Origin of the sequence: Acinetobacter populi (assembly GCF_002174125.1) — a bacterium.
Classification (GTDB): Bacteria; Pseudomonadota; Gammaproteobacteria; order Pseudomonadales; family Moraxellaceae; genus Acinetobacter; species Acinetobacter populi.
In genome coordinates this window covers 344,700-370,456 of sequence record NZ_NEXX01000002.1, presented here as the reverse complement: position 1 = coordinate 370,456, position 25,757 = coordinate 344,700, and the positions used below count along the sequence as shown (strand labels likewise).

The 25,757-nt window shown below is 40.0% G+C and carries 16 protein-coding genes and 7 pseudogenes; 16 read left to right on the top strand and 7 right to left on the bottom strand.

The features are described 5' to 3' along the window. Nucleotides 1–160: 160 nt before the first annotated feature. Nucleotides 161–970: a formate/nitrite transporter family protein gene (locus tag CAP51_RS07880; RefSeq protein WP_087620199.1), complete on the top strand. Its 810-nt coding sequence runs from the start codon at nt 161–163 to the stop codon at nt 968–970. A gap of 80 nt (nt 971–1,050) precedes the next feature. Then, nucleotides 1,051–2,799 (top strand): bifunctional protein-serine/threonine kinase/phosphatase, encoded by a 1,749-nt coding sequence (locus tag CAP51_RS07875; protein ID WP_087620198.1) that lies wholly within the window; start codon nt 1,051–1,053, stop codon nt 2,797–2,799. Between the two features lie 2 nt (nt 2,800–2,801). On the opposite strand, the gene CAP51_RS07870 is transcribed toward CAP51_RS07875, so the two are convergent. Then, nucleotides 2,802–7,451, bottom strand: coding sequence for a molybdopterin-dependent oxidoreductase (locus CAP51_RS07870; protein ID WP_087620197.1), 4,650 nt, complete (start codon nt 7,449–7,451; stop codon nt 2,802–2,804). 543 nt (nt 7,452–7,994) lie between these two features. On the opposite strand from CAP51_RS07870, the gene CAP51_RS07860 reads away from it, so the two are divergent. Beyond that, nucleotides 7,995–9,968: an oleate hydratase gene (locus CAP51_RS07860; RefSeq protein ID WP_087620195.1), complete on the top strand. Its 1,974-nt coding sequence runs from the start codon at nt 7,995–7,997 to the stop codon at nt 9,966–9,968. 191 nt (nt 9,969–10,159) lie between these two features. Here the strand turns inward: CAP51_RS07860 and CAP51_RS07855 are convergent, their stop codons facing one another. Beyond that, nucleotides 10,160–11,038 carry a LysR substrate-binding domain-containing protein gene (locus CAP51_RS07855; protein ID WP_087620194.1) on the bottom strand — a complete coding sequence of 293 codons (879 nt, stop codon included), beginning with the start codon at nt 11,036–11,038 and terminating at the stop codon, nt 10,160–10,162. 293 nt (nt 11,039–11,331) lie between these two features. Between CAP51_RS07855 and CAP51_RS07850 the strand changes: the two genes are divergently transcribed. Beyond that, a complete protein-coding gene (locus CAP51_RS07850; protein WP_087620193.1) occupies nt 11,332–12,768 on the top strand; it encodes an aspartate ammonia-lyase in 1,437 nt (478 codons plus the stop codon). A gap of 431 nt (nt 12,769–13,199) precedes the next feature. On the opposite strand, the pseudogene rtcA reads toward CAP51_RS07850, so the two are convergent. From rtcA to CAP51_RS17600, 3 genes and pseudogenes are all read right to left on the bottom strand, one after another. After that, nucleotides 13,200–13,971 (bottom strand): annotated as a pseudogene (rtcA, locus tag CAP51_RS07845) (RNA 3'-terminal phosphate cyclase). 253 nt (nt 13,972–14,224) lie between these two features. After that, complete coding sequence (locus CAP51_RS07840) at nt 14,225–14,683, bottom strand: DIP1984 family protein (RefSeq protein WP_087620192.1); 459 nt, start codon at nt 14,681–14,683, stop codon at nt 14,225–14,227. 14 nt (nt 14,684–14,697) lie between these two features. Continuing rightward, nucleotides 14,698–15,348, bottom strand: a pseudogene (locus CAP51_RS17600) (RtcB family protein); the annotation flags it as partial. Between CAP51_RS17600 and CAP51_RS07830 the strand changes: the two are divergent. The 4 genes and pseudogenes from CAP51_RS07830 to tnpC form a co-directional block, all read left to right on the top strand. Beyond that, nucleotides 15,346–15,720 (top strand): annotated as a pseudogene (locus CAP51_RS07830) (RtcB family protein); the annotation flags it as partial. The pseudogenes CAP51_RS17600 and CAP51_RS07830 overlap by 3 nt on opposite strands. A 4-nt stretch (nt 15,721–15,724) precedes the next feature. Beyond that, nucleotides 15,725–15,922 (top strand): hypothetical protein, encoded by a 198-nt coding sequence (locus CAP51_RS07825; protein ID WP_087620190.1) that lies wholly within the window; start codon nt 15,725–15,727, stop codon nt 15,920–15,922. After that, a complete protein-coding gene (locus tag CAP51_RS07820; protein WP_213062682.1) occupies nt 15,913–16,329 on the top strand; it encodes an SIR2 family protein in 417 nt (138 codons plus the stop codon). The genes CAP51_RS07825 and CAP51_RS07820 overlap by 10 nt, the downstream gene beginning before the upstream one ends. Before the next feature lie 308 nt (nt 16,330–16,637). After that, nucleotides 16,638–17,372 (top strand): annotated as a pseudogene (gene tnpC, locus CAP51_RS07815) (IS66 family transposase); the annotation flags it as partial. Nucleotides 17,373–17,470: 98 nt separating this feature from the next. Here tnpC and CAP51_RS17435 read toward each other — a convergent pair. After that, a pseudogene (locus tag CAP51_RS17435) lies at nt 17,471–17,608 on the bottom strand (IS3 family transposase); the annotation flags it as partial. Nucleotides 17,609–17,942: 334 nt separating this feature from the next. Here CAP51_RS17435 and CAP51_RS07810 point away from each other — a divergent pair. Both CAP51_RS07810 and CAP51_RS17695 read left to right on the top strand, forming a co-directional pair. Beyond that, nucleotides 17,943–18,614, top strand: a complete 672-nt coding sequence (locus CAP51_RS07810) for a hypothetical protein (protein ID WP_087620188.1) — start codon at nt 17,943–17,945, stop codon at nt 18,612–18,614. Nucleotides 18,615–19,103: 489 nt separating this feature from the next. After that, the gene (locus CAP51_RS17695) at nt 19,104–19,238 is read left to right on the top strand and encodes an AAA family ATPase (protein WP_140404414.1); all 135 of its coding nucleotides are present in this window, start codon (nt 19,104–19,106) and stop codon (nt 19,236–19,238) included. 467 nt (nt 19,239–19,705) lie between these two features. On the opposite strand, the pseudogene CAP51_RS07805 reads toward CAP51_RS17695, so the two are convergent. Beyond that, nucleotides 19,706–21,337 (bottom strand): annotated as a pseudogene (locus tag CAP51_RS07805) (DNA polymerase); the annotation flags it as partial. A 334-nt stretch (nt 21,338–21,671) separates the two neighbouring features. Here CAP51_RS07805 and CAP51_RS07795 point away from each other — a divergent pair. The 6 genes and pseudogenes from CAP51_RS07795 to CAP51_RS07770 form a co-directional block, all read left to right on the top strand. Continuing rightward, nucleotides 21,672–21,983 (top strand): annotated as a pseudogene (locus CAP51_RS07795) (hypothetical protein); the annotation flags it as partial. Nucleotides 21,984–21,995: 12 nt separating this feature from the next. Further along, nucleotides 21,996–22,292, top strand: coding sequence for a hypothetical protein (locus tag CAP51_RS07790; RefSeq protein ID WP_087620184.1), 297 nt, complete (start codon nt 21,996–21,998; stop codon nt 22,290–22,292). Between the two features lie 93 nt (nt 22,293–22,385). After that, the gene (locus CAP51_RS07785) at nt 22,386–24,257 is read left to right on the top strand and encodes a hypothetical protein (RefSeq protein ID WP_087620183.1); all 1,872 of its coding nucleotides are present in this window, start codon (nt 22,386–22,388) and stop codon (nt 24,255–24,257) included. A gap of 22 nt (nt 24,258–24,279) precedes the next feature. Then, nucleotides 24,280–24,528, top strand: a complete 249-nt coding sequence (locus tag CAP51_RS07780) for a hypothetical protein (protein ID WP_087620182.1) — start codon at nt 24,280–24,282, stop codon at nt 24,526–24,528. Between the two features lie 158 nt (nt 24,529–24,686). After that, complete coding sequence (locus tag CAP51_RS07775) at nt 24,687–24,998, top strand: phage holin family protein (RefSeq protein WP_087620181.1); 312 nt, start codon at nt 24,687–24,689, stop codon at nt 24,996–24,998. After that, a complete protein-coding gene (locus CAP51_RS07770) occupies nt 24,995–25,756 on the top strand; it encodes an NlpC/P60 family protein (RefSeq protein WP_087620180.1) in 762 nt (253 codons plus the stop codon). Before CAP51_RS07775 ends, CAP51_RS07770 begins: the two co-directional genes overlap by 4 nt. The last annotated feature ends 1 nt before the right edge of the window (nt 25,757 follow it).

Here is a 25,757-nt window from a genome sequence, read left to right as displayed (position 1 = left end):
TTATTTGCTTTATTTAATATGTATTTGGCAACGATGCCAAGATTAAAACCATATTGATCTCATTTGATATCAGGCAATGGCGCCTAAAGCTGAAAGATGCTTTAGGCGTTTTTTTATGTCTGTATTTGATGAAGATTAAAATAAACCGAGGTGAAAAATTATGTCCTATCTTGCGCCATCCGAGTTCTCAACCAAAATAGTTGATGCTGGCGAATCAAAATTGCACATGGCAACCAGAGATGTATTAATCAGAGGAATTATGGCTGGTGCAATTCTGGCAATTGCAGCAGTGTTAGCAATCAGCATGGGTATTCAGACCGGTTATCCACTGGTTGGTGCGCTATTATTCCCGGTTGGTTTATGTATGATTTATTTGCTGGGTTATGATCTGGTAACAGGTGTTTTTATGTTGACACCGTTAGCATGGCTGGATAAGCGCCCCGGCGTGACATGGGCAAGGATCTTTAAAAATTGGGGTCTGGTATTTGTTGGTAATTTTATTGGGGCACTGATTATTGCTGTGTTGATGGCATTTGTTTTTACCTATGGATTTTCCACCGAACCTGATGCGGCGGGTAATAAAATTGCCCATATTGGTGAAAACAGGACTTTAGGCTATAAAGCACATGGGATACAAGGCTGGATCACAATTTTTATTCGTGGCATGTTATGTAACTGGATGGTTTCACTTGCAGTGGTCGGTGCAATGATTTCTACCAGCGTGAGTGGTAAATTTATTGCCATGTGGATGCCTGTCATGCTGTTCTTTGCCATGGGCTTTGAACATTCGGTGGTGAATATGTTCTTATTTCCATTTGCAATGATGCTGGGCGGTGATTTTTCTATCATGGACTATTTGTTATGGAATGAAATTCCTGTTGCCTTAGGTAATTTGGTCGGTGGTTTTCTGATGACTGGGCTTGCACTTTATGTTACCCATGTAAGAACTGCGCCAAAACGTCAATTCTAATCGATGCATAACCATTAAAATGGGATAAGGATTTGTCCCATTGATAACATTCATTATCCAGTAAAATCGAGTATTGATAGATGCCTAAAACCAGTAAATTTTCGCAATTAAGTGTGCAGTTAGGACAATATTCGCATGCTGGTCGTAAAGCTGAAAATCAAGATTTTTATGGAGCAAGTCTCGCCGAAAATTATTTGCTACAACAAAAAGGTATGGCATTTGCCATTGCAGATGGGATCAGTAGTAGCAATGTCAGTCATATTGCCAGTGAAACCGCGGTCAGTAGTTTTCTATCCGATTATTTTTCTACTCCGGATTCCTGGCGCGTTAAAACTTCGGCAGAACGCGTGATCAATGCTTGTAATTCATGGTTATATGCGCAAACCCAGCAAAGTCAGGGACGGTTTGATAAGGATCGGGGATATGTTTGCACCTTGAGTGCCCTTATTTTAAAAGCCAATCAGGCACATATTTTCCATATCGGTGATGCCAGAATTTATCGTTTACAGTCTGGTCAGCTTGAGCAGTTAACCATTGATCATCGGGTTTGGTTGTCTTCAAAAGAAAGCTATTTAAGCCGTGCGCTGGGTGTTAATCAAAAAGTCGAGATAGATTATTGCAGTGTTGAGATTTATCCAGATGACATTTTTATATTGATGACAGATGGTGCCTATGAATATCTGGATAAAACAATAATACTTGATGTTTTGACACAACATCAGCAGCTCGATGAGGCAGCCAAATTACTGGTTGAAACAGCATATGAGCAGGGGAGTTCTGATAATTTAACCATACAAATCATTAAAGTACAGACAATATCGTATGTGAGTAATGGAAATTTTAGTGCAGAATATCAGAATTTAAGTTTTGCCCCAAATCTGGAGGTGGGGCAATCTTTTGAAGGCTATCAAATTCAAAAGATTTTACGGCATAATCATCGCAGTTGCTTATATCTGGCATATGATGAAGTGCAGCAATCCAGTCTGGTACTAAAAGTTCCCAGTGCAGATTTACAACAGGATCAATGTTTGCTGGAACAATTCTTTTTGGAAGAATGGGTGGCAAAGCGTATTGATCATCCTCATGTACTGGCAGTTTATCCACATTTTAGACCCAAAAATTTTATTTATCATACCCTGCAATATATAGATGGACAGACCCTGACACAGTGGCTGGCCATACAAAAACAGCCAGTCGAAATTGCCCAAGTGGTAGAAATTATTACACAGGTGGCAAAGGGATTGAATGTCATGCATCGCTTTGAAATATTGCATCAGGATATTCGTCCCGAAAATGTCATGATTGATGCCCAACAACACATCACCCTGATTGATTTTGGTTCAAGCTCAGTCAAGGGGATTGCCGAATTCCAGCCACAACATGCTCACCGCGCACTGGGAACTTTGGCCTATATGGCACCAGAATATTTTATTGGTCAACTTTCCTCGACCCGATCCGACCAATTCTCTTTGGCTGTAATGACCTATTATTTGCTGTGTAAGCAATTACCTTATGCAACTGACATTGCCAAATGTCGAAGCAAAAAGCAGCTTAAAACCTTACATTATCAAAGTATTCAGGCATATCGCCCAGATATTCCGGACTGGTTTGATGCTGCTTTACAAAAAGCCTTGCAACTTGATCCTGATCAACGTTATGAGGCCTTATCAGAATTTATTCATGATTTAAAACATGTCAACCCGGAGTTTTTGCGTAAAGCGCATAGCCATTTAATGGCAAAAAATCCACTCTGGTTCTGGCAGTCACTTTCTGCAATTTTATTGCTATTGATCATTGTCGGTATCGTCGCGATTTATTATCCACATTAGCATCAATACACATCACGTAAATAACGTTTTTCACGACTCATGCCAATTACATATTCGGTGGCTTGTTCTTCAGACATTTGACCGTGGGTTGCAATAATTTCTTTTAATGCAGCATCCACATCTTTTGCCATGCGACTGGCATCACCACAGACACAGAAATATGCACCCTGTTGTAGCCACTGCCATAGTTCTGCACCATTCTCACGCATGCGATCTTGTACATAAATCTTTTGTTCCTGATCACGTGAAAATGCCAGATCCAGACGGGTTAAAATGCCATTTTGTTGTAGTTCCAGCAATTCATCCTGATAGTAGAAATCATGCGCTGAAAATTGTTCGCCAAAGAACAGCCAGTTTTTACCTTGATCACCGCGTGCCTGACGTTGTTGCAAGAAACCGCGGAAAGGGGCAATACCCGTACCCGGTCCGACCATGATTAATGGTAGATTGCCGTCCGCTGGCGGATGGAATGATGCAGACTTTTGCACGAAAATTGCCACAGTTTGATCTGTCGCGCGATCCGCTAAAAAGGTTGAAGACACCCCTTTGCGCTGACGTCCCTGACAGTCATATCGTACTGCGGATACGGTCAGATGAATCTGCTTTGGATATGCAGCGGAACTTGACGCAATGGAATATAAACGGGGTTGTAAATTACCAAGGATCCCGATTAACTCATTGGTTGCCAGTTTTACCGGGAATTCATGCAGAATATCGACCAGTTGTTTGCCCCAGAGCCATTTTTTTAACTCAGATTTGTCGGGTTGATCGAGTAAATCCTGTAAAAAGTGATAATGTCCTTTTGTCGCGATGAGTTGCAGTGCCTTGGTTTGTGGCTTGGCAATTTCAAAGCGTTCAGTCAATGCTTGCCGTAATGGCATTTCGGCTAAGTCAATTTTGGATACGATACTATCACCGGATAATTTACATACGCTGAGTAATTCTTCAACCAGTTCGGGACAGTTTTTAGGCCAAACACCAAGTGCATCGCCTGCTTCATAACTTATTCCAGAGTCTTTGATATCAAAGGCAAATAAACGTATATCCTTATTGGAGTGTTCGGCATTAAGTCGCTTGTTACAGATCAACTGAGCGTAAAACGGTTTCGCTTTAGTCGGAGCATTTGAGTTTATTTTTCCCGGTTTTAGCGGTGAGGATTCAATCGTTTTGGTCGGTTCAGTATTTAACTTGGATAATACACTGGATAACCATTGTTCAGCTTTTTCCTGAAAATCGGTATCACAATCGATGCGGTCAAAAATTCGTGAAGCCCCAAGTTCAGCCAATTTTTGATCAAGACGTTTGCCATGTCCACAGAATTGATCATAGTTTGGATCACCCAGTGCCAATACGCTATATTTTAGGGTTTTAAGATCCAGATCTTTCTGGCTGTTTAAATCATTCCAGAAATTTTGCCCGTTATCTGGTGAGTCACCATCACCAAAGGTACTGCTAATACAGAGTAAATGTTGGGTTTTATTCAATTGCTGAATCGAAAAATCATTCATTTCCTGCATAGCGACCTGATAACCGGATTGTTTGATTTTTTCGGCAAAAGATTCTGCCAGACTTTCGCTATTACCAGTTTGAGATGCCCACAATAAAGTAACTGCTGATGTTTTTTTGGCTGTGTCATTGCTGGAAAAATCAGATAATTTTGCCAAAATATTATTGAACCATTGCTCGGCTTTCTCTTCAAAGTCGGTATCACAGTCGATACGGTCCGAAATTCGCGCAGCGCCCAGTTCAGCCAGTTTTTGATCAAGACGTTTACCATGTCCACAGAATTGATCATAGTTTGGATCACCCAATGCCAATACACTATATTTCAGGGTTTTAAGATCCAGATCTTTTTGACTGTTTAAATCGTTCCAGAAATTTTGTCCGTTATCAGGAGAATCACCATCACCAAAGGTACTGCTGATACAGAGTAAATATTCGCTGTGTTGCAGTTGCTGGATGCTAAAGTTATTCATGTCATAACACAGCACATCGTAATTTGCCTGTTTGAGTTTTTCGACAAAAGATTCTGCTAGCGTTTCACTATTGCCTGTTTGTGATGCCCAAAGTAGCGTGATTTTGATTTTACTTTCGGTACTTTCTATTTGTTGTAAAGTCGGCGTGGCTGAGGTGTTGGGTTGCTGGCTGATGCTAGTACGGGCAAATAGACCCGCTAATAATCCATTGACCCATAATTTATGTTGCTCCGAGATAGGGGCATTATCAGGTAAGGTAGGCATACTATTTGCGGGTACAGCCAAATGTTGCAATGCTGCAATAAAGCCGGAAAGATAAAGCTTTTCCTGATCATTTAAATTAGGTGCTGTACTTGGTGGTAGTCCAATAAGACTGGCAATAATTTGATGAATATTTGACATATCTGAATCTGGTATCGCAAAGGAAGAAGATGAGTCAGCATAAAGTGCTGTTGTTTCTTGTTGGTTTTGATTGTCAGCCGAGAGTTCCTCTATGCTTGATGATGTATCAACCATCACCGGACTCAGCTGTACAGCACAAATTTTAAATTCGGGTTGTTGTGAGAGCGGATCAATGGCATCACTGGTCACAGCATTAATTGCAAGATTTTCTCCATAGACATCATTCCAGTGGAAGGGAGCAAAACAATTGCCCGGCAAAACCCGATCGGTAATCACAGCAGGTAAAATGGCTTTACCGCGTTTAGAACAAATTTCGACTGGCTGTTTTTCTTTAAGACTTAGTTGAGCTGCATCCTCGGGGTTAATTTCGACAAATGGCCCGGAATTTAATTTATTCAGCATGGCGATTTTTCCGGTTTTGGTCAGCGTATGCCATTGATGCTGAACCCGCCCGGTGTTTAATATAAATGGATAAGTTTCATCTGGCATTTCTGCCGGATCTAGATGAGGACGGGCAAAAAAGATGCCTTTATTACGTTCGGTTGGAAAAATCAGTCGGGGTCTGGTTTTACCCTCATCAGGCTGAAGCAAGGGTTGGCTGATTCCATCATTCAGATAGCGAATCGGGTGGCGATCTTGCTGCCCTTGTTCGGTATCAAGAGGAGGGCATGGCCATTGCAATGGCGTTTCTCTTAATCGTGCATGGCTGGCACCACGCAGGTCATAACCAGTTTTAGGATTGGAGCAGCCACGGATTTCATCAAAAACTTCTGCTGCGGATTGATAGTTAAAGGCATCTGCATAGCCCATTTCACAGGCAATCCGACTGATGATTTGCCAATCTGGTAATGCCTCTCCAGGTGGATCAATGGCTTTTTGCATCAGGGTCATGTTGCGTTCAGAATTAATCATCACGCCTTCGGCTTCGGCCCATAGTGCAGCAGGTAACAGAATATCGGCGTAGCGATTGGTTTCAGTTTCTAAAAAAGCATCTTGTGTGATGACCAATTCGGCATGTTGTAGTCCATCAATAACAGTCTGCCGATTGGCAACTGTTGCAACCGGATTGGTACAAATAATCCAGCAGGCTTTAATTTCCCCTGTTTTTATTCGCTCAAACATATCAATGGTACCTTTACCTAGATTGGTGGTGAGTGTACCTTTGGCGATGCCCCAATAATTTTCGATAAAGTCACGATCCTTTTCCGCCAGTACTGCACGTTGTCCTGGAAGGCCGGGTCCCATATAGCCCATTTCCCGACCACCCATGGCATTGGGTTGTCCAGTCAGTGAAAATGGACCACTACCTAACTTACAAATTTGTCCAGTGGCCAGATGTAGATTACAAATCGCATTGGTGTTCCATGTACCGTGTGTGCTTTGATTCAGTCCCATTGTCCAGCAGGTCATAAATTTGTCTGCTTCTCCGAGCCACTGTGCTGCCTGCCGGATTTTCTCTTCGGCAATACCCGTCTTTTCAGCCACCAGATGTGGTGGATAATCTTCTAGAAAGTCAGGCATTTGTTGCCAGCCTTCGGTATAATCCTGAATAAATTCATGATCTATATGGTTGTTTTTAAGTAATAAATGCAACAAACCATTGAGTAAGTATAAATCTGTACCGGGTTTGATTTGCATAAATAAATCGGCTTTATCGGCAGTGGTATTACGCCGTGGATCAACTACAATCAGTTTTGCGCCTTTTTTCACCCGATCCATTAAACGTAAAAATAAAATGGGATGACAATCTGCCATATTGGCACCGATGACAAAAAAAACATCGGCATGATCAAAATCCTGATAAGAACCGGGCGGGCCATCGGCACCTAGCGAAAGTTTATAACCACTGCCGGCACTTGCCATGCAAAGACGGGAATTGGATTCGATATTATTGGTGCCAATAAAGCCTTTGGCGAGTTTATTAATCAGATATTGTGCTTCAATGGACATTTGTCCAGAGACATAAAACGAGACGGCATTTGCACCATCTTGATCAATGATCTGGCGCAATCGTTGGGCAGTTTGCGAGATGGCAAGATCCATCGCTGTTGCAGCAGGTTCGGCATTGCGTACGGAACGTAAATAGGCTTTTTCCAGACGACCAGATTGGCGAAGTGCCTGATGAGCAGAAGAACCTTTGGTACATAAACGTCCAAAATTAGTTGGATGATTTTTATCACCAGCTAATTTAACAACCTGATTATTCTCGACTTGTAAGATCATGCCGCATCCAACACCACAATAGGGGCAAACGGTTTTGATTGACTTCGTCATGAATTTCACCTTCACTTGTTTATGCAGAAAAAGCACAAATCGGCATAATATAAACCCATTACATGAGAACTTTTTTGCATCATGTTGGGTATATCAACCAATTCTTACAAGCAGGCATCGTTGGCTGCAATTTTATACATATCATTATGTATAAATGGTATTCTTTGAATAAAAGCAAATTTTATGCCAGATAAAAATAGATATTTAAAGCCTTATATAGATCGGGTGATTTTTTGATTCAAAATTTAGTAATAGATTATGGTTTGCTTTTAATTGAAAAAAAAGTATGTTTGGCCATGAAAGTTTGAATATGTTGAATTCAAATTTAAGACATTAAATATTATTACAGTATTTGGTGGATTAAATATGCCTTTAGAGCAGCCAAATGGTTAGGTTTTAAAATATCCTTTTTACCACCAGCTACATATTCACTATCTTTCAAGGCGATTTTTTGTAATATCCGCTCGCACCATATACCAATTGACATCAAAATCTGAAAATTCGATAATTTCTGGGCGTTCATCCACAACAGAAGATAAGATAATGACAGAAAACGCCGGTAATATGCCAGAGACAGTTCCAACTAAACTACCAATCGAAGCCAATGTAGGGGCTGGTTTCTGGTACAAGAGCCCGAAAGATACTCTTCCACCACCGGATATGATGGGGCCATATATGCGCAACCGTCCCATTCCGGTTGAAGTCGTTGAAGGGCGTAAGGCATGGATCATCGGCAGTGGCATTGCCGGTCTTGCAGCAGCTTATTACATGATCCGTGATGGTCGTATGAAGGGCGAGGACATTACCATCCTTGACACCATGGATATCGCTGGTGGTTCACTTGACGGTGCCGGCAATGCTGAAGACGGTTATATTATTCGCGGTGGTCGCGAGATGAATTTCAATTACGATATTTTCTGGGATCTTTTCCAAGATGTTCCCGCGCTGGAGTTGCCTGAGGGCTACAGTGTGCTGGATGAATATCGGCTGGTCAATGACAATGATCCTAACTTCTCCAAGGCACGACTCATGCACAAGCAGGGTCAAATCCGTGATTTCTCAACTTTGGGCCTTAGCAAAGTACATCAGTGGGAGATTATCAAACTGCTGCTCAAGCGCAAGGAAGACCTTGACGACATCACCATCGAACAGTATTTTAGCGAGAGTTTTCTTGAAACCAATTTTTGGTATCTCTGGCGCTCAATGTTCGCCTTTGAGAACTGGCAAAGTCTGCTGGAAATGAAACTCTATATGCATCGCTTCCTTGATGCCATTGACGGTTTAAATGATATGTCAGCATTAGTATTTCCTAAATACAATCAATATGATAGTTTTGTTGTGCCACTGACTCGTCTACTGAAAGATAAGGGCGTCAAGATACAATTCAATACCCGCGCTTATGACCTTGACATGACCGAACAAAATGGTCACCGTACCGTAACGGCCATCCGTTGCAAGGTAGGAGATCAGGATGAAACCATTGCTATCGATCCAAAAGATGTAGTGTTTGCACTGACTGGTTCAATGACTGAGGGTACGGCCTATGGTGATCTGGATACTGCACCCGTTTTAGCTTCTGGCAATCAGGAAGCGAGCGAGGACAGTGATTGGATGCTATGGAAGAACTTGGCAAAGAAATCCCCTGTCTTTGGCAAGCCGGATAAATTCTGTGGTAATGCGACAGCTTCAATGTGGGAATCGGCAACGTTGACCTGCAAACCTTCACCATTAATTGATAAACTCAAGGAACTGTCGGTCAATGATCCTTATTCGGGCAAGACGGTGACTGGAGGAATCATTACTTTCACCGACTCCAATTGGGTGCTGAGTTTCACTTGCAACCGTCAGCCACATTTCCCGACCCAGCCTGATGATGTGCTGGTACTATGGGTCTATGCGCTGCTGATGGACAAAGATGGTAATTATATCAAGAAACCAATGCCGGCATGCACTGGACGGGAGGTCCTCGCAGAGCTTTGTTATCACCTAGGCATAGTTGATCATCTCGATGAAATTGCAGATAACACCAAGGTTCGCCTTGCCTTGATGCCCTACATCACTGCGCAGTTCATGCCGCGTGCGGCGGGTGACCGGCCACGCGTTGTGCCTGAAGGTTGTACAAACCTCGCATTGCTAGGGCAGTTCGTAGAAACCAGTAACGACATTATTTTTACGATGGAAAGTTCAATTCGAACAGCACGGATAGGGGTCTATACGTTATTGAATCTTCCGAAACAAGTTGCCGACATTAGCCCGACACAATATGACATCCGTAATATATTGAAAGGGGCTCGGGCACTTAATAACAATGAGCCGTTTCCTGGTGAACGGCTTTTGCATCACTTGCTCGACAAAAGTTATTATGCCCATATTCTGCCACCATTACCTGAGCGTGAAGATAAAATACGTGATCTTACAGAAGCTGAATTATCGGCGCTTCTTGGTAAAGGCAGTCAGGCGCTTGGTACGATTTTTGGTTGGTACGACAAGTTACGCGATGGATTACGAAACAAATAAACGTAGTGTATAAACAATACCAATAGGAGAGCAAACATGTGTTGCTCTCCTTTTATTTAGGTTATTATTCCGGGACCAAAACAATGTGCAAGATATGAGAAAAGCATCTAATGGAGACATGATTATTCGTGCTAGTTCACAATGATCAAGTATATTCAGCGATAATAGTTTTATCAGTGATTATCCTGCCATTATTTTAAGGCATTCCACATGTCTTTCAAATGTGCCTCATGAGAAAGCTTGTTTCTAAAGATATAAATCTGTTGTTTGATGATGAAGGCATCATCTTCAATAATGCTCACCTGATTATTGGCAAGTTCATCTTTAATCGTCAATTTGGGCAACCAGGCAACGCCTGCACCTTGCAGGACAAAATCTTTTAAATTATTGGCATTGTCTGTTTCATATGCAATTCGGTAATTCAGCCGATTGACAATTAATTGATCAACGAGATTATGGAGATAGGCATGCTTACTATACGTTAACAATGGAAAATATTGATGAATATCATATTTATTTTGTCCATTGGCATTTTTTAAGGTCACAGGTACAATTTCGGTTTCTCCAAGTTTTAAAAAGCTTAAAACATTAGGATTGATTTGCTTTAGTTTTTGTTGATCTGAATAACAAATAAGAAAATCACAGGCCGCTTCTTTTAATAATCGAAATCCTTCATCGACATTGGCAACCATAAGTTCAGTTTTAAAATCATGAATAGTATCTGGGAATAGTCGGATTAAATTTGAAAAAAAAGCCGATGATAATGAATGTACCACAGCAAACCGAATGGTTATATCATTACTCTTATTCATATTATGAATTAAAGCTAATGTTTCATTGAGCTGATGTTCTATATTTTTGGCAGTTGTCAGTAAAATTTGACCTGCATCAGTAAATTCTAGATAACGCGAATGGCGATCCAGAATCGCAAAACCAAGACTTTGTTCTAGTTGCTGTATACGTCTGGTAAACGCAGATTGGCTTATGCAGCGTTGTTCTGCTGCTTTTGAAATAGAGCGTACTTGTTCTAAGGTCAGTAAATCTTCAATCCAGCGAATTTCCAGACTCATTTTTCCAGATCCAACATTTGCTTTTAATCAAAGGCTTTAGACTTTGATGGTAATCGTCATTGTATAAGTAAATTTTTATAAAAGCACGATATTCCTTTGTTTTACTTATATTGATTCTATTAGGTTCAGACTTTGCTGCAACGTTTGGGCAGGATTTGGGGGCATATATTTGCCGGTTGTTTGCATATGGATTTATCTATGCAAAAAATGCATACGAAAACTAAACTATGCATTAGAAAAGAATCGTTACAAATTCTAAGATAAAATCACTTTGTTAACTGGCTAATTGAAAAATGAACGCTGATGTTTCTACCCGTATTGAAAAAGATCTTTTAGGTTTACGTGAAGTTCCAACACAATTCTATTATGGTATTCAAACCCTTAGAGCAATTGAAAATTTTGATTTAAGTGCTAGCAAGCTTGCACAATTTCCCAACTTAATCAAATCATTGGCAATGGTAAAAATGGCATGTGCCAAAGCGAATCAGTCTTTGCAGAAACTGGATCAGCATAAGTATGAGGCGATTGAATATGCTTGCAGTCGCTTAATCCATGGAGAATTTCATCAACAATTTCCACTTGACATGATTCAGGGTGGGGCAGGGACTTCCACCAATATGAATGCCAATGAAGTCATTGCCAATATTGGTCTGGAATATCTGGGGCATGCCAAAGGTGAGTATCAATATCTGCATCCGAATAATGATGTCAATATGTCACAATCCACCAATGATGTCTATCCAACGGCAATTCGTCTGGGCTTATTATTAAGTCTGGATGATTTACATGCGCCTTTTCGTCGTCTGATTGATAGCTTGCGCGTCAAAGGACAGGAATTTTCACATGTTCTTAAAATGGGTCGAACCCAGTTACAAGATGCTGTTCCGATGACACTGGGGCAGGAATTTAATGCTTTTGCTGCGACACTTGAAAAAGATCTGGCAAAATTAAGCAGCATTCCCTATAGCACGTTGAATTATATGAATTTAGGGGGAACAGCGATTGGTACAGGTATTAATACCGAAGCAAGTTATACCTCACTTGCAGTGACTGCTTTAAGTAAAATCAGTCAAAAAGACATTCAGTCTGCTCCGGATTTAATTGAAGCAACTTCTGATATGGGAGACTTTGTTTTATTGTCGGGTTTACTTAAATGTACGGCAACAAAATTATCGAAAATTGCCAATGATTTGCGTCTATTATCCAGTGGTCCGCGTGCAGGTATTCAGGAAATTAATCTACAACCACGCCAACCCGGTAGTTCAATCATGCCTGGCAAAGTTAATCCGGTGATTCCGGAAGCATTAAATCTTGCTTGTTTTCAGATTATTGCCAATGATCTGGCAGTGACGCTGGCAGCAGAAGCGGGTCAACTACAGCTGAATGCAATGGAACCATTGATCGCATTTAAATTGCTTGAATCTATTGAATTACTAGGCAAAGCACTTGCCATGTTCCAAACGCATTGTGTTGAACACATTACGGCGAATGAAGAATATTGCAAGGCACAGGTCGAAAATTCGATTGGTATTATTACTGCATTAAATCCATATCTTGGTTATGAAACGACAACTCGTATTGCAAAAACAGCCAATCAAACTGGTGCAAGTGTACTGGAACTGGTACGTCAAGAGCATCTGATTACCGATGATGTATTAACCAAAATTCTTACTGTAGAGAATATGGTGCAACCTAGCAGTAATACCATGCAGGAAAAACTGATTGCTTGATATAAGTTTATGAGTGAAAGCTGAAATAAAAAAAGCCCCAAGTGATGTACTTGAGGCTTTTAAAAATCTTGGAGCGGGAAACGAGACTCGAACTCGCGACCCCAACCTTGGCAATAGTCACCCACATTTTTACTTTAAAAGGTGCTAAATTACATTAAAATAAATTATTTTATTTCAACAATTTATAATTTTTAATGTATATTTTAAAATTTAAAGCTCATCTATACGATAAATCTTGGTCACTTTTACTCTTTTAAAATTCAACAAAAGTCACCTACATTTTATAATTCTTAGATTGTCAGATGAAGTGCTTTAGGCTGATCATCTTGGGTTAATACCATGAGTGGATAATTAGCAGGTAAATTACTCGAAATTATTACCTCTGCTTGACCTCTTGGATAATCTTCAAACCGTCTTTCTTCTTTGAATATTTACGATTCTACGTTTACTTTGACCTGAAACAGATTTTTATTCAGCTCTATAAACTCAATTTCACAATCAATAAACTTTTCAATCATGCTAGCCTGAGTGCGAGTATGTTCACTAATACATTGTGCAGTAAACTCACCGCCTTGACCCAATGCTAAAAGCCTCCGTACTTTGCAAATTCCCACGTTCTAATAAACATAATTTGTTTCGGTGTTGCCACGGCTGAATCTTGATTTGAATTTCACCTGCCCCAATCGGGAAAAAACCAGCTTTATTTAACTTAAATTCGCTTTCTATACCAATTTTCGCTAGTACAGGCAAAAAGCAATGCTCAATAAAATCTGCTGTTGGTGCAAGTGGATTGTGTGTTCCACCAGAAATTGTGAGTTCACTGGCTTCATTTTGCAATAACAAAGCAGGTAATAGGGTTTGTAAAACCAGTGTCGTGCTTCCCGCAGAACCAATCTGGAATTGGTATTTTCCACTTTGCACATGCTGTGGTGCAAAGTATAACCGCTGGCTATGTAACTCAGCACCTTCCACATAAGCTTGACTGATGTGTTGAGATGCCTGTACATACACCAAATGCTGGCGCATTAAGCCTGGTTTTTTACGGCCAGCACGAATCTTAATTAATTCAAATGCCTGACCTGTAATCATTGAAAGGGCAAGAGCAGTTCTTAAAATCTGACCACCACCTTCACCTTGTGAACCATCAATCTGGATGGTTGCTGGTTGACTGATTGCTGGCATATTTGCCAAAGTCTTATTCATGTCTATTTTCCTTATTTTCTAATTTAATGAACATACTGTCAGTACATGGTAGTGTGAAGTAAAGCGTGACTTTGCTTTTAGCAAAGGTTTACAAGATGCATAGTGCTGAGCCTAATCAGTGAAGATGGATGCACGGCTCACATGCTGCCGTAGCCGCCTGAATTATTTTCAATCCCTCAAGTGGACGCAGGATCTTGTACTCGCCCAGTATGTCCAAACTGTGATTGTGAACTAGATTCACAAAATCTGTTGTCTATTCAACCAAATCAATCTGCCAATTGGCAGCCTGAATTTTGATATTTAAGTCGCGTAATTTTGCGCTGATATCATCTGCTTGTTTTTGCAAGTTAGAAACAGGGATAACCTTCTTCCATTTGATCTCACGTGAGCTATAACGATCTGGTTCACGATGGGTATTGGCAATCGCATCAACGAGAATCTTATGTTGCTCAGCATAACTATCACGTAAACTTAATAGGGACAGCAATATTTTTCCATCCTCCAATTTTGCTTGCGCATTGGTCAAATGAATACGACAAATTAATTGATTGCTTTCTTGGATTAAAGCAAATACCTGTTTGATGAGTTCGTTTGGATCTTCACTCGGTTCATCACCATCTTGTACCAATACATTGGCGTTGATCCGTTGTTTTAATGAAGCGAGCTTTTTTTGTTGATCGCTTCGTAGTAAAAGTGCTTCTGCGAGTTTCATCTTATTTACCTATTTTAAGTATTAGCTTCAAAAGTAATCAGGATCTCAGCATCTTTACCTTTGAGATAAAGATGCTGCCAATGTTGAACATACGTTGGAAGGTATTTGTTCGGTGGTCTTATATAACCCTGTTGGGAAGATGTTAATTCTCCGATTAAACCTTCAATATGTGATTTTAAATAACCTGAAATTACTGCAAATTGCTTATTATTTAACGTGGAAAATAGATTCCTACGGAAAAAATAATTTATCGTTTCAGTGGGGGTTCCCATTTTTTTCATGTGGAATTGCCAATCTATAAATTCTGGATCATCACACATTTTCTTCATATACCTCCAAGACGAGTTAAAACGTTGTGCCCAACCCACGGCAAACCAGTAATCATCAAAATGCTCAGTTCCTTCAACTAAATACGCCAAATCTTTATTTGGTAAGTTAATAAAATGCTTTTGCATATCTTTACGTGCAAGCTCGATAAAATGATTACCAATGGCATTACCAACGCCACGAGAACCAGAATGCAGCATAATCCAGACATGATTATGCTCATCCAGACAGATTTCTACAAAGTGGTTCCCTGTTCCTAAAGTTCCCAAGTGCTTTCTATTGTTGGTATTTTTGAGGCGAGGGTGCTTGGCACAAATCAATTCAAAATCTGCGACCAAAAGGAAGAACATTACGGCGAAGAAGTGATGGTGACTCGCAAAGGTGCTGTAAGTGCCAAACTTGGACAATATGGAATTATCCCTGGTTCAATGGGTGCCAAGTCCTTTATCGTTCGTGGCCTTGGAAATCAGGAATCATTCTGTTCATGTTCACATGGTGCAGGACGCGTCATGAGCCGTGCTGAAGCAAAACGCCGATTCACTGTGGAAGATCAGATTGTCCAGACGGAAGGTGTGGAATGCCGTAAAGATGCTGCTGTGATTGATGAAATTCCATCGGCTTATAAACCGATCGAAGATGTGATGAAAGCACAACAAGATTTGGTTGAAGTGGTTTATACATTACGACAAGTGGTTTGTGTTAAGGGATAGAAACATGCAAGATACCGAGATAAACAAACTCAATCATATTCTAGAAGGACTATGTATAACAGCAAATGCTTTAGATCCTGAACGACAACCACAATTTGACTGTTATATAGAACAATTAAATTTTAATGGAAACTTGCCTATTGATGAGAACTTCAAACAATTCTTTACTATTATAGTAAAATATCAGATATTTTGCATATAAGTAATGCTAAAAAAAATGTCCCGCAGATTATTAAATTTCATGGAGACTTTTCTGATGATAATAGTATCGTTTTAAACGAAAGTAGTTATTATCGAAGAATGAAATTTGAAGATCCAATTGATGTTAAATTTAAGTCAGATTTGTTGAATCACAGTGTATTATTTATCGGCTATTCTTTGAATGATATGAATATTCGAAGAGTGTTATTTGACCTTAATAACTCTTGGCCTTTAGAATATAGATTAAGAAAACCTAAATGCTACATCATAGTAAAAAATCATAATGAAATTATTGATACTGTTTTAGAAGACTGGGGAGTTGTTCCTGTTACTGCAGGAGAGTTAGGTATTACTGAGTCTGATAGAAGTTTGCAAAGTGCTTTGATCTTAGAAGCTATTAGTTCTTAAGTAAAACAATACAGATTTAAGTAAGCGTCCGCTGAACCCCACTTTTTCTAACGCATTTATATGCCGATAGTGTCCACTTAAATTTTAGTGGATACCTCTTTATGGTTTTAAAGTAAGCATCCGCTAAACACACCTTATCAAGCACTTCTATAAGCCTTGATTTAGTCCCTACTTATTTTTAAGTGGGGACTAAATTTATGACGACTCATGACCAGATATCCACTATATCTGCTACCAGAAAAAGAAGAACAGACAGTGCTGAATTTAAACATCGTGTCGTTCAAGCCTGCCAAGAAGGTTATGTCTGAGCCTATGCCACTACACAATACAATGTGGTTCAGGCGGTGATCTATGACTTCCAGCCGAGCCGTTCAGGTCAGCATGCTGAAGAATTCCTGAAAGACTGGCAGGGTCATCTGATCTGCGATGATTACAGTGGCTATAAAGTCCGCTTTAAATCAGGCCAAATTATTGAATTCGGCTGCATGGCACATACACGACGTAAATTGCATGAACTGCATATGACCGGGAAAAGTCAGATCGCTAAACAGGCATTACTGCTGATTCAGAGATTGTATGCCGTAGAAGCAGAACTCAGGAAAAAGATGAATGGGACAGCGCAACAATGTTACGAATATCGGCAAAAGTACAGTCAACCAGTGATGCAACAGCTGTATGAGTGGCTCAACCAGCACTATCTGACGGTGCCATCGAACTCTGCAACGGCTAAATCCATCAATTACGCGCTGAAACGTTGGTCAGCTTTAAGCCGCTATTTGGATGATGGCAATTTGCCGATAGACAACAATTGGGTCGAAAATCAGATGCGCCCTTGGGCCTTAGGTCGCAAGAACTGGTTGTTTACTGGCTCGCTGCGCAGCGGTCAACGAGCAGCGAATATCATGACTTTAATCCAATCGGCCAAGCTGAATGGGTTGGATCCCTATGCCTATTTAAGTGATGTGTTGAAAAGGTTACCGACACATAAAGTGACCCGAATAGAAGAATTACTTCCACACTGTTGGAAATCTAAGCCGAATTAAAAAATAGCAATGGGGTTTAGCGGATGCTTACACACCGGCGCTAAAAAAGCCCTGTCGAACATTCACAGCTAAATTTAAACATCAACTTATTCAGAAATGTCAGCAGCTATCCATGAGCTGCTTGAACCCACTGGATTAGCTTCACGAATCCATTTGTCTAAGGTTGAATAACCCACACCTAGTTTTTAGGCGATTGCAGCTACAGACTCGTGTGAGTTTGAAAGTGCATAATGAATTGCTTGTTGTTTAAATAAGCATACGGATTAAGTAGATTATATTGACACTTTTAGCTTTAAAAATATCTAAATAGTAAAATTCAATTGCCAAAGGCTTGACAGAAGTGCAGCAGAATCTAGTCCAATACATCCCCCAGTACCAAACAAGGAAGGAATCGGAGGTAAATTATTGAGACTGCAAGATTAAATAATAATTATAATGAAAATTTTTAAAAGAATTGTAGTCGAAAAAAATTAACTTAAAATATTAGACTTTATAAATTTGTAAATTATGGGTATTTAGTATTTTATTATTGATATATTTAAGTATCACTTAATAACCGAGAACTAAAAAATGGCTTATACAGCATTAGATCCAGAAACACGTGACAAACAAACGATTGAATGGTTTATCAAAAACAGAATAAAGCAGGGCTTATGTGAAGTATGTGAAAGCGTAATGGACATTCGAGCACAATATTCCTCCAATAGGCCAGCTCATTTATATCATCCAAAAAATACTGCTTGTCCAACCAAATTTGAGAATCATAAACGATACGAACATCTCACAGCTCGGCATTTTGATAAATCTCATGGCTTAATAATTCGACAAGAAGTTCAACAAAATCTATTCAATATTTATTTGGCATGCTCAGCAATAATTGGGAAAAATATTTTATTTGATACATTTAAAAAATTACTTTCAGAGGCATCGAAAAAAAAGATTTGGGATTATAAAGGGATTTCATTAAATTACATACCATATATTTTACTGTCATTAAATGAAGGTTTTTTTGAGGCAAAATTTAGAAATGAGGAAACTAACAAATATGAGGAAACTAAATTCTTTATTGCACTAGAACCTGGTATCAAATTTTTTGATGATTTATGGATTGATGCAAATCAAAAAAAAATGATTTGGAAAATTGCAAAAAATGGTCAACCCTTGGAAAAATTAAAAATACAAGGGGAACTCGTAATCATCCCAAATTGGTTTAAAAGATTTCAGCAATCTGTTGGATTGTAATCCCCAGACATGACCAAATTGCTCATAATTTAAATAATGAAGATAAGCAATATTGCTTGCCTTTTTATTTAGGCACAATTATGAGTGATGCACAATAACAAATTAAATAGGAAATTCAAGCCAAATGCTTAAATGCACTATGTTTAACACATGGATATAATGATGGTGTTATTGCGAATGAGCACTATTTTAGTGCTTCGGAAGGTGAGCGTTTTGCATTCTTTGGGACTAGTATGCGATTATAGATGTTCCCAAGCCTTTGGATTTCCTTACATTCTATGTACTTGTCCTTAAAAACGGTTTCATTCATTATTAACACTGTTACTTAATCATTCAACACAGGTGGAAATTTTTTACGGTGGCTGGATTGTTTCAATCCAAAATACTTAAAGATAGCTATTGATTATTGTTTGTTTCATTTCTGTTGCCAGAGAAGCTAATATCAAGGAAGATATATCTAATCGAGATTTTACACTGCATTAATAATTTTTGAAATTTGAGTCACTTGAACTTAGCTTTGATAGTAGTATTAATATATTAATTGGGGACAATGAAACTGGTAAAAGTACAGGCCTTTGCGCATTATATTTATTGTTCGGTAAGCACAGAGTTTTAGTTAATTAAGAGAGACAGTATATGGTGTTGACAAAGGAATCAGCATATCAAGCGATTGCAGAGATTTTTACTGAGAAGCCTTTTGTTTTATTTGGTACAGGAACTTCTTGTGCACTTGATCTAAATTTTGGGATGCCAGCCCTAGAGCGTCACCTTCGAGCCGAGTTGACTGGTGGTATGACAGATACTCAGGCGCAACAATGGCAGCAAGTTGTCTCCGCTCTTGATGAGGGTAGACATGATTTTGAATCCGCTATGGACTTCATCAAGGATGAGACTCTGACTACTCGTATAGTCGAACTAACTGCAAGCTTTGTTGCATATCACGATAACGTTCACGCCCATCAAATCATTTCAGGATTACGCGATTGGCCTGCTGGCCCACTACTGAAAAAGCTCGTTGAGACTCTGCCACAGGCCGATAAACAACTTCACGTCGCAACACCGAATTACGATTTATTAGCTGAATACGCCTTGCTGATTGCTTCAATCGCTGCTTGTTGCAATTCCTTCCACCATGCGGATATATTTGGATGTGCATATCGCCATGATCGTTTAAAAGAATCGCAAACAAGCCATGTATTTTTCTTAAGACCGAAAGTGTTGCGCTTCTCTTTCTTGTGCCATTCCCATGCACGGATGGCCTCATTCATGATAGATTGATCGATATTACTAAATGCCTGTTCTGCCATTGCATCAAGATCAAGTCCATAGGCTGCGGCAAAGGTTAGGAATGCGCCTACGCCACCTTCATAGCCAAGGGCTAACTCTTGTACCTTACCGACTTGGCGTTGCTCCTTGTCCACATCCTCCGGCGATACGCCGAAAGATTTTGCGTAAGATAACTTATAAAGGTCATGCCCTTTGCCAGCGTCGAAATCATAGAATGCTTTGATTTTCCATGATTCGCCTGCAAGCCATGCCAGTGCCCGACCTTCAATATTTGATAAGTCGGCAACAACTAACTTTTTGCCTTTAGGTGCACAGATACAACCTCGGATTGCGGAACTGGTTAGCTCCATGACGTTATCAAAGATCAGATCGGCGCAATCTGCCTTTAATGCATCAATGCCAATATCAATCTGCTTTTGCTTTAATCCCGGACGAGGTAGGTTTTGCGGTTGGAATAAACGGCCTGCCCAACGGCCCGTAAGTGATGCACCGTTAAACTGTAAGGTACCTCTTAATCTGCCGTCCGAGCTGGTGGCATTAATCAATGTTTTATACTTTGCAGTACTGGTACTAGATGCCTGTAGCCTAATCGCTAGTAATTCACGTAAAGGCAATGGCAGACTGTCATCATTTAAGCGACGTTCAAGGGTGCTTTTCTGCATATCAGGTAAAGTAATCCCATACGCATTGAGCATATGCTCAAGCATTGCATCACGCTGAGTGGCTGCTTGTACTTCACCATCGGTCAATTCTACTGTACGTCTAGCTAGAACCTTTTGGGCTTGTTCAACCGCTTGAATAGAAGACCGAGCAAGATCCATGTCGATGCATACACCGCGGTTATTAATAACCTGGTCCAGATGCCAAAGTTCTAATTCTGTGCCACGGTAATTCCACAGGGGTAACTTTCTATAAAGTTCACGCATTGCTTCAATATCTGACTTGGCATAATTGATGAATCTTTGCCATTCGGTAGGGTGGGTCTGACTAGTAGCACGACGTATCTTTTGGTTTGCTGGACGAGGTTTGCAAAATAACTGAATGAGCTGCTTACCCGATTTATCTTTTACCTTATCCTGAGCTAAACCAAAAATCTGACCGAGGGTATCAAGTGAACCGGGCAGGGAATGACTGAATGCACGTACCATAGTGTCATGTACACGATTCAAGGGTAGGTTGATTTTCAGTGCGTGTTTAAGAACAACAGTATCGAACATACCGCCGTTATGCCAAACGGTTAGAATATCTGGGTTTGCCAAGTGCGCTTTAAGATCACTTGGCATTTCATAATTTGCGGTTAAATCCCAAACTTTAATAGGTTGATCCTCAAGTGCATATGCCCACAGCATAACTTCTGCTTTTTCGGCATAGGCATGTGTACCGTTTTTAATCGGTACTTCGCTGTATGTTTCAAGGTCACAGAATAGGGGAGTCATTTACTTTGTTCCTTAAGCTTGATGCTTTGGAAAGTGAATGCAGAGGGTCAGCAATACATTCACTTTCCAAAGCATCCGGCACTGGGCCGGGTGCGATTGGTTTATGCTGAAAATTCACCTTGGTAGAAAGTACCAATACCTAACAATTTACCTTCTAGGGATTGTGTGAACTGATCGGCTCGGCGTTGGTCATGCGCATCCGATCCGACAAAACGTAAGATAAAAGTAGGTTCTGCATCTTGGGTGGAAATGCGGAATGAGATTTTTAGTTCTTCCGCTGGCAGTCCTTTATAACTTTCGGTAAGCAGGGTAAAGTGGGTAGGTAGTTTTTCGCTTAAGTAATACAGATAGCAATGTAATGAATGATCGATACACAGCATCACCAGTATTTAGCATGGGTGAGTCTGGTCTTGCTTTAATCCAGCATGCTAACCGAGCACTGGACGATGATAAGGAAGTTAATCAAGGGCGCTTCGCACGAGATGCACTCAATAGTGCAACTTTTGCAACTGGCATTCCTTTTGCCATGCTAGGTAAACCATCTCACTATTGGTTGCAAATCGAACAAGGCAAACAAGATGAACCTAATAGCATCACAGATGCAGTGCGTGGTACGATCACTGGTAAACATGCGCCAAGTGAATAAGGAGAAGTAAGCGTGGATTTATCCAATAAGTATGATGATTTTATTCGATCCGATTATTTTGATAGTTCTAATGGAAATTCTAATACAAATATTAGAAACTTTTTCCGTTATGTGAATTTATCTAGTCTTATTAGTATTCAAAATCAGTTGATCTCTATAGATAATAATTTTGAGCACGTAAATTCGGTGGGTAATAGAGATTCTTATCGGATAGAGTTTTCAAATGCCCCTGATATTTTGGAAAAAGATGACTTCATAAAATGGGTTGAAAAAATCATAAGTGAAATAAAAGCCTTTTTTACTGTCTAGCCTGTTGACAGTGCAGGCTTTGTGCCCCTATCAATCAAAACGTCCATCTTTAAAATTGGCTATAGAGATATAGCCTTTTTATTGGTGGAATTTATGACCGTTCCTGTTTCGGATCGACTTAGCCCGTTGTATGTGGGTGACGGTGTACAAGTACGTTTTGACTTTACTTTCAATGTGTTTCAGCAAGAAGATTCCACAGGTATAACTGTACGAGTTAAAAATGGATCCGAATTTGAAGAGATTGATCCTACGAAATACACCGTAACTTTAAACAATGATGAGGAAGGTGGATACATCACATTTATTAGCCCACCTGATATTACCCAATTTTTTTACATTATGGGTAGCACCGCTGTAGATCAATTACTTGATATTACCAATTATAATAATTTCTATCCTGACGCGCTTGAGCGTGCGCTTGATAAGATCACAGCGATATTACAAGAATGGTATTCAAATCTCGATCAAGAAACTTTATCTCGTATCTTAGCCGATATTAATTATGATAATTTAGCAAAACAACGAGAAGCCGATCTTAAAGCATATATCGATGGTATCGCTTCCGCTATTTTTGGCCGGCCTGTCATTGGTTTGCCAAGCGTATTTGTTGGAACCAGCATTGATGACTTACCCACACAAAAGTTATTTAATGAAAAAACAGTCACGACAGTAGAATCAATTGCCGATCTTGCTAATTTGGAAGTTTGGGAAGGGCGGACTGTTTATGTAAAAAGAGAAGGTAACTTTAAATACACACAAGGAAACTGGTTTTTTGATCGCGACAGGATTCGATGTATTGCGACAATTGCAGAGTTGCGTTTAACAAAGCCGCAATACACCAATGAAATTGTATTTGTAGTTGAGTATTCTGAAGGTTCGGTTGTAGGGGGTGGTCATTTTCGGTATGCAGCTGAGATGTCATCTACTGTTTTTGCTGATGATGCAGTAATTAATATTAAAAACGGCTCAAACATCTGGACGCGCTGTAACTCAGACGGAAGCATAGTGCGTGAAGTGCCGATGGAATGGGGTGGTGTATTTAGCACATATGACTACGATCAATCAGATAAAGTACAAAATGTGATTAACACATGCTTAACTCTGGCGACAAATCGTAGTGCAGCAGTTAAATCGCTTGCCCGTCGTGTTGCGATTATTCCGCCACCTAAATTACGTTGTAATAAAACCATTAAAATTAATATTACATTTTTGAAAATTATTGGTAAATCAAGTGAGTGGGCGTTTGATGCCAATGGTAATTATGACGAACACCCAACAGCAACAGCGCTAGATGGTACAAAGCTAAAAGTATGTCTTGCTGGAGTTGGTTTCGGTCTTAGTAATAATGATTCTGTAGCATGTTATCGAGATCGCGTTGATTTAAACGAGGTGTCTTTTTACCTCGCAACATCATATGCGAATGATATGCCGCAGGTGACACAAGCAGATACCAAAATTATTGGTTATGCAGCATACAGCAATGAAAGCACATTGCGCCAAGCACAAGTGCACTATAAAGACACATCATGGATTCGGTTCGGAATTGGCTTCTGCAACGGCAACTATTCATGGGGCTGTGAATTCGACAATTGCAAGTGGTCTGAGAATTATTATGCGACATGGTTAATTGATGGAGAGGATAACGGCGAGCGCATGAGCTTTAATTTTTGCATCATGCAGAATAATATGCATGCTTTATGGAACAGGTCGTGGAACGGCCATATCACTGGTTTTGGTGGGTCTTACGTGTGGAATAAAGGTGAATATTTTCATCTTGGCACATGCTTTGGTGCAACGCTAAGACCGAATCATGTTGAGTATGTTACATCTGAATCAACACTGCTATCTACAAGTGAACGTAACGACACAGACTTTGTGCGAACAAGAGCAATAACGTGGTCAGGTGGAGAACCGTATCAAAGATTTTTTTGCGCTAATCCCTTGTGCTTGGACAGAAGGTGTTAGCACATCAAAAATAGATTGGACTATGTCGTTTATTGCATATAACTCGAAACTTGGGTTCGGTTCAAATACGTCGCTTGGCGATGCTAATTTTTACAATGCTGCTGCAAATGTATTTCCGCTGAATCAATATGGTCGTGCAGCACAAATCTTAAATACGGATCTTGGTGTATATGCACAAGTCGATACAATTCGAGTGGTTATAAGATTTCCGACAGGCTGGGGTGCAACAGATAAATTCATACTTCGAGCTGCAGGTGCTATAACGATTTAATTTGACAAGCATAATTGCACAACCAACCACCACAAGTCTTAAGTTTAAATAGCTTAGGGCTTTTTTATTGCCAAAAATTTTAGTGTCAACAGGAAAACCCGTATTTTTAAAATCCAGATTTAAACTCCGCTAAGCGGGGTTTTTTTATTGGGGTAAAGATGAGTGTCTGGGATTTTTTGGTTAGCGTATATAAGTTTTTGGTTGATACGTTAACCATATACGGAGTGACGATTATGGCTTTACTTCTCTCGATTATTACATCTGCGCTCAAATCGATTAAGCGCAAAGGTAAACTGGATTGGGTGGAAGCATTGATCTGTGGATGTCTTACACTTGCGGTCTCAAGCACACTTCAATACTTAAAACTCTCTTCTGAAATATCAATCTTTCTTGGCGGCCTGATCGGATTTAAAGGGAGCCTATGGGTTGATGCACGTATCAATAAAGACTTGGGAGATGATAAGCAATGAACCTTATCAACGAAAGCATCTGGAAATTTAAGTCAACTCAATGGTCAGCCATAGCAACACTATTTATTTCAATTTTTGTACTGGTGCTGCAATTTACACTTGATGCAAAATTATTGCCAAGCGGCTATGAATCGATTGCATCAGCGATTTTGGTTTTTATAGCTGGCGCAGCGGGTAAAAAAGTATATCAGCCGGAATTGCACGCTCCGGATCTAAATCAGTTTGCTACAATTCAGCCGCTTGTAAGTGCGCCTGTGTCAAGTAATGATCTGGCTTGGATGGTCGAAGCCAAAAAACATATTGGATTAAAAGAAAATACAAGTAAAACCGCACATAATCCAACAATTCTGTCTTGGTTGATATCGCTTGGTGCATGGTGGTCTGAAGACGAAACGCCATGGTGCGGTGTATTTGTTGCTTGGTGCCTGAAACAAGCCGGGGTTGCGTACCCTAAACACTGGTACCGCGCATTAGCATACGCAGAAGGTGGAGCAAAGCTACTTAAACCGGCATATGGTTGTGTGGCAATTAAAACCCGCAGCGGTGGTGGACATGTTTGTTTTGTTACCGGTAAAACCAAAGATGGTAAACTGGTGTGTATTGGCGGTAATCAAAACAATATGGTTAGCTATGCACTGTACAATCAATCCGACTTTCAAGAATTTAGGTGGTACGGCAAAACATCACGTCCGGCAGATAGTCGATATAATCTGCCGATCTTAAATAATGTGACTGCTACCAAAGTGAGCGAGGCTTAGG